The sequence below is a fragment of the Sphingomonas bacterium genome, assembly GCF_903643065.1.
Taxonomy (GTDB): domain Bacteria; phylum Pseudomonadota; class Alphaproteobacteria; order Sphingomonadales; family Sphingomonadaceae; genus Sphingomonas.
The window spans coordinates 1-11,110 of record NZ_CAHJWX010000025.1 but is presented as its reverse complement, the minus strand read 5'-3'; the positions used below and the strand labels follow the sequence as shown (position 1 = coordinate 11,110).

Here is an 11,110-nt window from a genome sequence, read left to right as displayed (position 1 = left end):
CGGCACCCGCGAACGCCGCCGCGCCCTCCGCCACCCGCGCCCGCAGCGCCGCCGCGTGCGCCTTGCCGTCGATCGGACGCGCGTTCACATCGCCTCGGGGAGCATGGCCATCTCCAGATATGGCAGCGCGCGACCGCGCAGGAAGCTGACGATCAGCAGCAGCACCAGCGGCGACAGGTCGATCGGCCCGAAATCGGGCAGGATCGAGCGGATCGGCCGGTAAATGGGCGCCGTCACCCGGTCGAGCCCGTTCAACAACCCGCCCATCGTCGGGTTGTGCCGGCTGACGACGTTGAAGGAGATCAGCCACGACGCGATCACCTGCACGAAGATGACCAGCTGCAGGATCATCAGCGCGAAGTCGAGAAGCTGGAAGAGCAAGCCCATGCCGTGTCCTTAGCCGACGCGGTCGGCGCCCGCCACCCGGCGCACAAGCGTCCCCGCGCCCGCGCGCGTGAAAATCTCCAGCAGCATGCCGTGCGGCACGCGCCCGTCGAGGATCACCGCCGCGTCCACGCCCGCCGCCACCGCCGCGACGCAGGTCTCCAGCTTGGGGATCATCCCGCCCGAGACCGTGCCGTCCGCGCGCAGCGCCGCGACAGCCGCCGCGTCCAAGTCGGTGAGCAGCTCGCCCGCCTTGTCGAGCACGCCGGCCACGTCGGTCAGCAGGAAGAACCGCGCCGCCCCCAGCGCGCCGGCGATCGCGCCCGCCATCGTGTCGGCGTTGATGTTATAGGTATGGCCGTCCGCGCCGATCGCCACCGGCGCGATCACCGGGATGATGCCGGCCGCCGTCAGCGTATCGATGACGCGCCGGTCCACCGCCACCGGCTCGCCGACGAAGCCCAGATCGACATGCCGCTCGATCCCCTGGAGCGGGTCCGCCTCGCGCCGCCCGCCGACCTTCTCGGCGGTGACCAACCCGGCATCCTTTCCCGACAGCCCCACCGCGCGCCCGCCCGCCTGGCCGATCCAGCCGACGATCTCCTTGTTGATCGATCCCGCCAGGACCATCTCGGCGATCCGCGCGGTCTCCTCGTCCGTGACGCGCAGCCCGTCGACGAAGCGCGACCGCACGCCCAGCCGCTGCAGCATCGCGCCGATCTGCGGCCCGCCGCCGTGCACCACCACCGGGTTGATGCCCACCGCCTTGAGCAGGACGACATCCTCGGCGAAGTCGCGCTGGCGCTCGGGATCACCCATCGCGTGGCCGCCATATTTCACCACGAACGTGGCGCCGGCATAGCGTTGCAGATAGGGCAGCGCCTCCGTCAGCGTCTCCGCCTTGGCGAGCAGCGCGGGATCGGGGGAATGGTCGGTCATGGCAGCGCCCCTAGCGCGAGGGCCCGGCGAAAGCGACGCCGGAACCGCCCCCGTGCGTCACGCCGCGCCCCCCATCGTTCCGAGCCGGCGGACCTGTCTTGATACTTGCGCTCGCCGCCCATTCAGCCATGCTGAACACGGGCGCGCGCGGTCGGCGTGACAGCGTCGCTTCCGTCAACATCGCGTCCGTAAGGAGGTGGTATGTTTGACAAATTATGAAGCATCACAGTTGGTGATCACTGCTCTCGGGCTAGTGATAGCGATTGTGAAGCTGGGAAGGTCGAAGGACTGACCTGGCGGGGCGGGGACCTGACAGGGTCTCCGCCCTAATCTTTGGGCCCGCTAAGTGACAGCTCAGCGGGCCCAGGAGGTGCTATTTGACAAACGTCTGAAGCAGCATATGCATGACATCGACCGGCCCGGAAATCAACCCCGATCCAGCCGCCGTCCCAGCGCGACGAACAGGTAGATCAGCGGCGGCACCAGCACCGCCGACAGGATCACCTTGACGATCATCTGCCCCACCAGCAGCGCGCCGATCGGGAACTCGCCGTAAAAGGCGATGGTGACGAACAGCAGCGTGTCGACGATCTGGCTGCCGATGCTCGCGATGCCAGCGCGCAGCCACAATAGCCCCGCCCCCTCGCGCCCCTTCAGCCAGCCAAAGATGGTGACGTTGAGCGTCTGCGAGATGCCATAGGCGACGATCCCGCCCAGCCAGATGCGCCACGTCGACACCAGGATCAGCTGCACGGCGGCGCGTCGATCGGGCGCCATGAACGGCGCGGCGGGCAGCGCCCAGACCAGCACCGACAGCGCGATGGAGACGATCAGCGGCACGAACCCGAACCGCACCAGCCGCGTCGCGACGCCCGCGCCCTGCAGCTCCGCCACCGCGCTCGACACCGCCACCAGCAGCAAAAAGGCGCTGATCCCCGCCTCGATCGCTAGCGGCGGCAACCCCAGCGCCGGCCCCAGCGCGGACAACGGCCCCAGCGTCACCTGCTTGTTGCCGAGCACCCCGGCGATGCACACCATCCCGCCATAGAAGATCGACAGCGCGAACAGCGAACGCGGGATGGCGGGAGCGGGGGCGGAGGCCATGCGGGGGTGCTACCCGCTTTCGCTGGGCGGTCAACGGTTGCGCGGTTATGCCGCCGATAGTCCCACATTCCGGCTCGGACCAGCGTTTTGCTGCCTGCGGACCAAGCAGGCGGGGTTATCAGGTCGATTTCGGCGCGACCGGCGCTGGTGGAAGCGGGCGCCCGTGGAAGGGCGATCTCTCATAAGTTGCCGGCGGCGCGGTTATCTCACGTTAACGGCACCCCGCTATCTCGCCGAGGCATGACTGCTGCGACGGCTCGTCACGTCCCGCTTGATGCGCTGCGAGGAGTGGCCGTGCTCGCCGTGCTCGGCTATCATCTGACCAGCCTCGATGCACAAAGCGTCATCGGTTTGGCACTGGCGCCAGTCGTAAGACTTGGCTGGGCCGGCGTGGACATCTTCTTCGTGCTGAGTGGATACCTGGTCGCCAGTATCATCCTGCGCGAAGCGACGCTTGGTGAGTTTGATGGCTGGCGATTCCTGCGCCGGCGCATGTTGCGTCTCTGGCCGCCGTTGTACGTATCATTGGGAGTTAGCTGGCTAACGATGCCGACGAGAGATGCATCATTCATTCTTCCGTTTGTCTTGCACGCGCAGAACTTTATCCCGGGCGGCCCGCAACATCTCTGGTCGCTCGCGGTAGAGGAGCATTTCTACGTCGCCGCGGCCGTGCTCATCCCGCTGCTTGCACGGCGCACCGATCCATGGGCCTGTGCCTGTCCCGTCCTGACGGCGGTGCTGATCGCGGTTCCGCTAGCCAGGCTCATGGCAGTGTGGATCGGCACCGATGTCGAACATATCTATGTGCAGACCCAGTTCCGGGCTGACTCCCTGACATTCGGGATGTTCGTTGGCGTCGCGTCGCGGTACCGCCCCAACCTGATCATCAGGATCGGATCGCTCCGGAGATCGCTATTGACGACGGCCTTGCTCAGCTTCGGGCTCGCGATGGTTATGGACAATCCGTCCTTTAGTTATACGCTGGGATTGGTCCTCGTTGATATCGGCGCCACCTCCCTTCTGCTTTTCGCGCTTGGCGCCCGGACCGAGCAGCCGAGCCGCTTGGTGCGGATGCTGGGCTGGTGTGGAGTCCGCTCCTACTCGATCTATCTGTGGCACCTCGCAATTGGTCGTACGGTGGGCGCGGCAGCGCTGTTGGTCGTGCCCTCGTGCGGAACGGCAGCCATCATCGTCGCGCTGATCGCGGTGCTGGCGATGGGACAGCTGAGCTTCTCGCTATTGGAACGGCCCACGGCAAGTCGACGGGAGCGCGATCCACGAAGCGGCGGGCGCGTGGTTCCGGCGGCAGCCCGATAAGGGTCGGGCGACGCGTCCGCTTACGGGCGCAAGCGGCCGTTCCGCCGCGATCGCCGGCGGAAATGCGCGACGGGCAACGCGACGCGACCCTCTGTCCTACACCGCTCGCGCGTGCCACAAGTCGGGCATGATCCATTGGCCAACATCGCAGACGCCGGTTCCTCCGCGCTCGCCGGCGCGGTCGCGTCTGCGTCCGCTCGCGTCGCGTTCCGGCCCGAACCGGCGCGGTACCGGCGCGTCGGTGTCGCGTCACGGTGACCCAGACGACGCATCGTCGACGCGAAACCGGCGCGTCAGCGGCGCATCGACGCCCGGACCGGTCGCGTCGCGGGCGCTTCCCGGCGAAAACCGCTTCCGGGCCTCCACTTCTTCCACTTACCTCCCGCGAGCCGCCGCGTGACCCGCCTCCTCGTCGGCGTCGCCGGCATCGCCGCGATCCTGCTGATCGCGGTGCTGCTCTCCACGAACCGGCGCGCGATCCGGCCGCGCGTCGTCGGTGCCGCCTTCGCGCTGCAGGCCGGGATCGCGACGCTGGTGCTGTACGTGCCCGCCGGCAAGCTGGTAATCGGCGCGATGGCGGCGGGCGTCGCCAACCTGCTCGGCTATGCGCAGGCGGGCATCGACTTCATCTTCGGTCCCCTCGCCGGCCCGGCGATGGGCGGGCACAGCTTCGCGCTCGCGGCGCTGCCCGTCATCATCTTCTTCGCCGCCGTGATCTCGATCCTCTACTATCTGCGCGTCATGCAGTTCGTGGTGAAGTGGATCGGCGGCGGCATTCAATACGTGACCGGCATCTCCAAGGTTGAATCGCTCGGCGCCGCCGCCAACATCTTCGTCGGGCAGAGCGAGGCGCCGCTCGTCATCCGCCCCTATCTCGCCGAGCTGACGCCGTCGCAGGTCTTCTGCGTCATGACGGTCGGGATGGCGGGCGTGGCGGGGACGATCCTCGCCGCCTATGCCTCGATGCTGGGCACCGACCTGCTGCCTTACCTGCTCGCCGCCAGCTTCATGTCGGCGCCCGGCGGCATCCTGATGGCCAAGCTCGTCATGCCCGACGACCCCGCCGATGCCGGCCGCGAGCCGGTGCTGGAAGGCGACATCCCCTTTGGCGAGGAACGCCCCGCCAACATCATCATGGCCGCCGCCGAGGGCGCGCAGACGGGCGTCAAGCTCGCGGTGGCGGTGGGCGCGATGGTGCTCGCGTTCGTGGCGCTGGTGGCGCTCGCCAACGGCATCCTGGGCGGCGTCGGCGGCTGGTTCGGCCATCCCGACCTCACCTTTCAGGCGATCCTGGGGCGCGTCTTCCAACCGCTCATGTTCCTGCTCAACGTGCCGTGGAACGAGGCCGGCCAAGCGGGCGGGCTGTTCGGGACCAAGGTCGTCATCAACGAGTTCGTCGCCTTCGGCTATCTGAAGGACGCCAAGGCCACCCTGTCGCCCCACACCGTCGCGGTCGTCACCTTCGCGCTGTGCGGGTTCGCCAACTTCTCGTCCATCGCGATCCAGATGGCGGTGACGGGCGGCCTCGCGCCCAACCAGCGCCCCGTCATCGCCCGCCTCGGCCTGCGCGCGCTGGCGGCGGGCAGCCTCGCCAACCTCATGTCGGCCGCGCTGGCGGGCCTGCTGATCGGATGATGGATCGGGCTCAGCGCGTCGGCACCGGCTCCGGCCCCGCATAGTCGTAGAAGCCGCGCCCCGCCTTGCGGCCATGCCAGCCGGCCTCGACATACTTCACCAGCAGCGGCGCCGGACGGAATTTGGGGTCGCCCGTGCCCTCGAACAGCACGCGGGTGATCTCCAGGCAGGTGTCCAGCCCGATGAAGTCGGCCAGCGTCAGCGGCCCCATCGGGTGATTGAGCCCCAGCTGGCAGGCGGCGTCGATGTCGGCGATGGTCGCCACCCCCTCACCCAGTGCGAAGCACGCCTCGTTGAGCATCGGCATCAGCACGCGATTGACGATGAAGCCCGGCGCGTCGTTGGCATGCACCACCCGCTTGCCGAGCGCCCGGGCATAGGACTCGACCGCCGCCACGGTCGCGTCGGCGGTGGCGAGGCCCCGGATCAGCTCGATCAGCCCCATGACGGGGACGGGATTGAAGAAATGCACACCCACGAACCGCGCCGGATCGGGCGCCGCCTGCGCCAGCCGGGTGATCGGGATCGACGACGTGTTGGACGCCAGGATCGCGTCGCCGCCCAGCACCGCGCCGACCTCGGCGAAGATCGTCCGCTTGATCCCCTCGCGCTCGGTCGCCGCCTCGATCACCAGGCCGCAGCCGCCGAACGCCGCCGGCCCGTCGACCGGCTCGATCCGCGCCAGCGCCGCGTCGCGGTCGGCGCCCGCGATCTTCTCCTTGGCGACGAGCCGGTCGAACTGCCTGGCGATGCCCGCCCGGCCCGCCTCGGCGCGCGCGCGGTCCACGTCGGCGAGCAGCACGTGGAAACCCGCCTGCGCGGAGACCTGCGCGATGCCCGCGCCCATCTGCCCCGCCCCGATGACGCCGATCGTGTCCATGACCGGGTCGTAGCGCAGCAGCGGCGCGTGGTCGAGGGAGCGGTGCGCCGCGACGAGCGACGAGGTCCGGCTTGTCATGCGCCCGCCGACGTGGAACGCGCCGCCCATGCATCTCGATCTCAGCCAGCCGAGCGAGTCGCCCGGTCGCGTCGGCGCCGTCGCGCGCGGCCTCGGCTTCGCCGGACTGCTCCCGCCGCTCGCCCTGGTCGCGCTGATCGCGTGGACGCGGGCATCGCCCGACCGATCATCCCTGCTGGCGACCGCGTTGGACCTGTACGCCGCGATCATCCTCAGCTTCCTGGGCGGGATGTGGTGGAGCTTCGCGATGCGGCGGCGGCGCGGTCAGGGCGGGCTCGCCGCCCTCGCGGTGGCACCGAGCCTGGTCACGGCGGCGCTGCTGCTGTGGAGCGCCGTGTCGGGCCCGAACTGGCCGGGCGTGGCGCTGGGCAGCGCGGTCCTGCTCACCTTGCTCGTCGATCGCCACCTCGTCGCGACGGGCGAGGCGCCCGCCGGCTGGATGGGGCTGCGCATGCCGCTGTCGCTGGGGCTGGGCCTGCTGACGATCGCGGCGGGCGCGCTCGCCGGCTGAGCTAGGCCATCGCCGCCAGCAGCTCGTCGACCGAGCAGGTGGCGAAACTGGTGAACTGATCGGACACGCCATAGGGCAGCATCAGCTCGCGCCCGTGCAGCAATGCGCCGCAGCTGTAGACGACGTTGGGGACATAGCCGTCGCGCTCGTCGGGGCTGGGCTCCAGGATCGGCTTGGGCGTCCGCGCGAGCAGCTTGGTCGGATCGGCCTTGTCGAGCAGCGCCGCGCCCATGCAATAGTTACGCACCGTGCCGACCCCGTGCGTGAGCACCAGCCAGCCCTCGTCCAGCTCGATCGGCGATCCGCAATTGCCCATCTGAACGAACTCCCACGGGTAACGCGGCGCGATCAGCACCGCGCCGCCATCCCAGCGCGTGGGCTCGTCGGCGTGGTGGAGCCAGATGTTCTCCGAATCCTGCCGGCCGAGCATGACGAAGCGGCCGTCGATCCGGCGCGGGAACAGCGCCATACCCTTCGCCCCCGCCGCATCGCCGCTGAGCGGCTTCATCGCGAAATGACGGAAATCCTCGGTCAGCAACAGCTCGGGCTTGGCGTCCGAGCCGCTGAACGCGGTGTAGGTGCCGTAATAGCGGACGCCGCCGTCATCCTCGGTGAACCGGACGAGCCGCATGTCCTCAATCCCCTGCCGCTGACGCGGCAGGACGGGAAAGATCACCGTCTCCGACAGGTCACGGCTGCCGCTGCAATCTAGGCAGACGACGCCATCGCCACTATCGTTCTGCGTGATGACCGGCGGCACCGCGACTTCGCTCGCCGCGTCCAGGCACAGCTCGCCGCCCGGCGTCCAGGTGCCGGTGCGGAACGCGACGGACGAGACATGGCCCTCGCCGATGCCGCGCAACGATATGAGATATCGCAGCTGCCCGTCGGCCAGGCCCGACTGGTCGGGGTGGAGCACCGCGCTGGGATTGAACAGCGCGGCGGCGGCGAAGGCATATTCTTCCGAGAAATAGGCACCGATCAGCCGACGCTGCGCCGGGGCGATCGCGTCGGCGCCGGCGATCTGGTCCGCCATGTCCTCGAACCGATGATCGAGCATCGGCCCGACGTCGCGGTGGCGCTCGTCGAGCGAGAGCGAGACGTTGCGCTCCTCGGCCGCCAGCTGTTCGTCGTCGAGCCCCAGCACGCGATCGACGATCACCTGCGCGCGATCATGCCCCGGCCGGCGGAACCGATCGGGGTAGCCCGGCGCGAACGGCCGCACGACCGTGCGCGCGGGATCGGGCCGGATCATCAGGTGACGGTGCTGGAACATGGATCAACCTGGACTGTCGTTACCGACGCGCAACGGTCCAATGCCGGTAGAGTTGCGCGAGGCCCCGCTTCGCCCATCACAACAGCGTGCCATGCAGGATGACGGCGGCAACGCCGAAATAGATGACCAGCCCGGTCACGTCGACCAGCGTCGCCACGAACGGCGCGGACGCGCTCGCCGGATCGAACCCCAGCCGACGCAGCCCGAACGGCAGCATCGAGCCGACGAACGAGCCAAAGGCGACGATGCCGACCAGCGCCGCGCCCACGGTCGCCGCGACCAGCCGCCAGTGCGTCCCGTAATCGTAAAAGCCGAGCCACTGCCACAGCGTGATGCGCGCGATGCCGATCAGGCCCAGGATCGCGCCCAGCGTCAGCCCGGTCGGCAGCTCGCGCAACGCGACCCGCCACCAATCGCGCAACGTCACCTCGTGCAGCGCGAGCGCGCGGATCACGAGCGAGGTCGCCTGGCTGCCCGAATTGCCACCCGAGCTCATGATCAGTGGGATGAACAGCGTCAGCACGATCGCCTTTTCCAGCTCGCCCTCGAACCCCTGCATCGCGGACGCGGTCAGCATCTCGGACAGGAACAGCGCGCCCAGCCAGCCCGCGCGCTTGCGGATCATCGCCCAGAAGCCGATGCGCAGATAATCCTCGTCCAGCGCCTCGACGCCGCCGAAGCGATGCACCTGCGCGGTCTGCTGCTCGATCATGACGTCGATCACGTCGTCGACGGTGACGATGCCGAGCAGATGGCCGTGTCCGTCGACGACCGGGATCGCCAGCAGGTCGTATCGCGAGATCAGCCGCATCGCCTCCTCGCGGCGATCGTTCGGGCCGATCGTGACGGGCCGGCGCTCGGGCGCGGCGGTCAGCACGCCGGCATGCGGGTCGCCGGAGATCAGGCGTCGCAGCGTCACCGCCTGGATGAGGTCGTGCCCGGCCGGATCGGTGACGTAGACCGCATAGACGGTCTCGCGCGTGCGCTCGACCATGCGGATATGGTGGAGCACCTGCGCGATCGTCCAGTCGGCCGGGACCGCGACGAACTCGGTCGTCATGATCGAGCCGGCGCTCGCCTCGGGATAGCCGAGCAGCCGCTCGACCGTCGCGCGCAGATCGGGGGTGACGTGCGCCAGCAGCTCGGCCCGCGCCGGCTCCGCCACATGGCGGAACAGGTCGGCGGTGCGATCGGCGGACATCGCGTCGAGCAGCGCCGCCGCCATGGGCCGTGGCAGCAGCGCGACGATCTCCTCGGGACAGCCGATCCCGGGCTGATCGAACGCCTTGACCGCTTCCTCCAGCGGCAGGTGCTCGACGATCGCCGCCGCCTCGTAGGCGTCATGGGCATCGAGGATGTCGGCGATGTCCGCGCCGCGCGCGCCTACCAGGCTGGCGGCCACGGCCGCCGCGTCGAATATCGCGTCACGATGAATGACGTTCTGCATGGCTCACCTCGCTGGATCCGCCGCACGCGGACCCAGGCGAGCCCCGAGGGTCAGGCCAACGGCACCACGCTCGGCGAGGGCGGTCGACTGCTACTGTCGCTCGGCATTGAATGACTCTCGGTTGCTTGCCCGCGTGACGATCGTCGGCGAGCGGCGCGCCTCTGCCCGCGAGGTCCGACTTTTGTCAAGCCGACGCAGGCGGGGCCGACCGGCACCGTTCCGGCGGTGGCGCCCACCGCGACCAGAAGGATGCTGGCCCGTCCGCCGGCACCGGTATAGACGCAAGCCTGGGAGACCCGCATGAAGGACGCCCTGCACCGCATCGGCCTGCCCACCGGCGTCGAACTCGACGTGCAGGTGGCGGGGCATGGCGGCCATCCGCCGGTGATCCTGCTCCACGGCTTTCCCGAGTCGCATCGCACCTGGCGCGAGGTGGTGCCCGATCTGGCGCGCGATCATTTCGTGCTCGCCCCCGACCAGCGCGGTTATGCGCGCTCGTCCAAGCCGCAGGGCGTCGAACAATACCGCGCGGACCTGATCGTCGCCGACCTGATCGCGCTCGCGGATCATGTCGGGATCGATCGCTTCACCCTGGTCGGGCACGATTGGGGCGGCGCGATCGCCTGGACGGCGGCGTTGCGGCACCCGACGCGGGTGGCGCGGCTGGTGATCGTCAACGCGCCGCACCCGTTTGTCTTCCTCCGCTCGCTGTTCGACGACATGGAACAGCGCCGGGCGAGCCAGTACATCACCCGTTTCCAGGATACCTCGCTGGATCGCGGCCTCGTCGGCGCAGGGCTGGAGCGGTTCTTCTCCTCCACCTTCGCGCAGGCGCTGACGCGGGCCGTCGCGGGAGAGGACAAGGCGGCGTATCTGGACGAATGGGCCCAGCCCGGCGCGATGACGGCGATGCTCAACTGGTACCGCGCCTCGGGGCTACGGGTGCCGGGGATGGACGAGCATCCGCCGCGTCCCGCCCTGCTCGACGCGCCCTTCCCGCCCGTGACCCAGCCGACCCTGGTGATCTGGGGCCTGGCGGACAAGGCACTGCTGCCGGTGCAATTGGAGGGGCTGGACGCGCTGGTGCCGGACCTGACGGTGGTGAAGGTGGACGCGGGGCATTTCGTGCCGTGGGAGAACGCGCCGGCGGTGATCGCCGCGATGCGAGACTGGGGCGTCTAGGGCCAGACCCGGGCCGAACCGGGCAGCTCTATCCCTCGCCCGTGTCGGACGCGCCGTGGCGTATCCACTTGCCGTGAGCGTGACTGACGCCCAGCACCGCCGGCCGGGCGTGACCAGGCCAGCTCAGCACCCGGATCACCTGATGCGCGACCGCGCGGTTGGGCTCCATCATCACCCAGCCAAGCGGCCGCTCGGCCGTGGCGTCGACACCCGCCCGCTCCATCGCCGCCCGCACACGCCGCGCGGTGTCTTCGGGCAGATATTGCCAGACGACCGAGTGCATCAGCACGCGCGTGACACCGGCCGCCTGCGGCTCGGCCAGCCGCGCCTCTACCCAGTCGGCGGCGTCGTCGCGCT

General features: G+C 69.3%; 11 protein-coding genes. 4 read left to right on the top strand and 7 right to left on the bottom strand.

Translation table 11 applies throughout. The features are described 5' to 3' along the window. Window positions 1–84: 84 nt before the first annotated feature. From HUU95_RS01970 to HUU95_RS01960, 3 genes are all read right to left on the bottom strand, one after another. Window positions 85–387 (bottom strand): YggT family protein, encoded by a 303-nt coding sequence (locus HUU95_RS01970; RefSeq protein ID WP_174278556.1) that lies wholly within the window; start codon window positions 385–387, stop codon window positions 85–87. 9 nt (window positions 388–396) lie between these two features. Then, a complete protein-coding gene (argB, locus tag HUU95_RS01965; protein WP_174278555.1) occupies window positions 397–1,323 on the bottom strand; it encodes an acetylglutamate kinase in 927 nt (308 codons plus the stop codon). Window positions 1,324–1,749: 426 nt separating this feature from the next. Beyond that, window positions 1,750–2,427 carry a queuosine precursor transporter gene (locus HUU95_RS01960; protein WP_174278554.1) on the bottom strand — a complete coding sequence of 226 codons (678 nt, stop codon included), beginning with the start codon at window positions 2,425–2,427 and terminating at the stop codon, window positions 1,750–1,752. Window positions 2,428–2,667: 240 nt separating this feature from the next. Between HUU95_RS01960 and HUU95_RS01955 the strand changes: the two genes are divergently transcribed. Further along, window positions 2,668–3,744 (top strand): acyltransferase family protein, encoded by a 1,077-nt coding sequence (locus HUU95_RS01955; protein WP_302480083.1) that lies wholly within the window; start codon window positions 2,668–2,670, stop codon window positions 3,742–3,744. 396 nt (window positions 3,745–4,140) lie between these two features. Next, the gene (locus HUU95_RS01950; RefSeq protein WP_174278552.1) at window positions 4,141–5,379 is read left to right on the top strand and encodes a NupC/NupG family nucleoside CNT transporter; all 1,239 of its coding nucleotides are present in this window, start codon (window positions 4,141–4,143) and stop codon (window positions 5,377–5,379) included. A 10-nt stretch (window positions 5,380–5,389) separates the two neighbouring features. On the opposite strand, the gene HUU95_RS01945 is transcribed toward HUU95_RS01950, so the two are convergent. Then, on the bottom strand, window positions 5,390–6,259 hold the full coding sequence (locus tag HUU95_RS01945) for a 3-hydroxyacyl-CoA dehydrogenase NAD-binding domain-containing protein (RefSeq protein WP_174278558.1): 870 nt from the start codon (window positions 6,257–6,259) through the stop codon (window positions 5,390–5,392). A gap of 106 nt (window positions 6,260–6,365) precedes the next feature. Here HUU95_RS01945 and HUU95_RS01940 point away from each other — a divergent pair, with 106 nt between their 5' ends. Continuing rightward, entirely contained in the window at window positions 6,366–6,848 is a 483-nt protein-coding gene (locus HUU95_RS01940; protein ID WP_174278551.1) for a DUF3429 domain-containing protein, read from the top strand. A 1-nt stretch (window position 6,849) separates the two neighbouring features. Here the strand turns inward: HUU95_RS01940 and HUU95_RS01935 are convergent, their stop codons facing one another. Beyond that, window positions 6,850–8,124: a glycoside hydrolase family 130 protein gene (locus tag HUU95_RS01935; RefSeq protein ID WP_254602560.1), complete on the bottom strand. Its 1,275-nt coding sequence runs from the start codon at window positions 8,122–8,124 to the stop codon at window positions 6,850–6,852. A 76-nt stretch (window positions 8,125–8,200) separates the two neighbouring features. Then, entirely contained in the window at window positions 8,201–9,571 is a 1,371-nt protein-coding gene (gene mgtE, locus HUU95_RS01930) for a magnesium transporter (RefSeq protein ID WP_174278550.1), read from the bottom strand. A 300-nt stretch (window positions 9,572–9,871) separates the two neighbouring features. Here mgtE and HUU95_RS01925 point away from each other — a divergent pair, with 300 nt between their 5' ends. Then, entirely contained in the window at window positions 9,872–10,753 is an 882-nt protein-coding gene (locus HUU95_RS01925; RefSeq protein ID WP_174278549.1) for an alpha/beta fold hydrolase, read from the top strand. Between the two features lie 28 nt (window positions 10,754–10,781). On the opposite strand, the gene HUU95_RS01920 is transcribed toward HUU95_RS01925, so the two are convergent. Then, the coding region (locus HUU95_RS01920; RefSeq protein WP_174278548.1) for a DUF2332 family protein at window positions 10,782–11,110 on the bottom strand (329 nt) is incomplete at its 5' end.

What these genes read in the sequence shown, in the direction of transcription:
- HUU95_RS01970 (WP_174278556.1), bottom strand. Translation starts at nt 387, where the DNA reads ATGGGCTTGCTCTTCCAGCTTCTCGACTTCGCGCTGATGATCCTGCAG.
- argB (WP_174278555.1), bottom strand. Translation starts at nt 1,323, where the DNA reads ATGACCGACCATTCCCCCGATCCCGCGCTGCTCGCCAAGGCGGAGACG.
- HUU95_RS01960 (WP_174278554.1), bottom strand. Translation starts at nt 2,427, where the DNA reads ATGGCCTCCGCCCCCGCTCCCGCCATCCCGCGTTCGCTGTTCGCGCTG.
- HUU95_RS01955 (WP_302480083.1), top strand. Translation starts at nt 2,668, where the DNA reads ATGACTGCTGCGACGGCTCGTCACGTCCCGCTTGATGCGCTGCGAGGA.
- HUU95_RS01945 (WP_174278558.1), bottom strand. Translation starts at nt 6,259, where the DNA reads ATGGACACGATCGGCGTCATCGGGGCGGGGCAGATGGGCGCGGGCATC.
- HUU95_RS01940 (WP_174278551.1), top strand. Translation starts at nt 6,366, where the DNA reads ATGCATCTCGATCTCAGCCAGCCGAGCGAGTCGCCCGGTCGCGTCGGC.
- HUU95_RS01935 (WP_254602560.1), bottom strand. Translation starts at nt 8,124, where the DNA reads ATGTTCCAGCACCGTCACCTGATGATCCGGCCCGATCCCGCGCGCACG.
- mgtE (WP_174278550.1), bottom strand. Translation starts at nt 9,571, where the DNA reads ATGCAGAACGTCATTCATCGTGACGCGATATTCGACGCGGCGGCCGTG.
- HUU95_RS01925 (WP_174278549.1), top strand. Translation starts at nt 9,872, where the DNA reads ATGAAGGACGCCCTGCACCGCATCGGCCTGCCCACCGGCGTCGAACTC.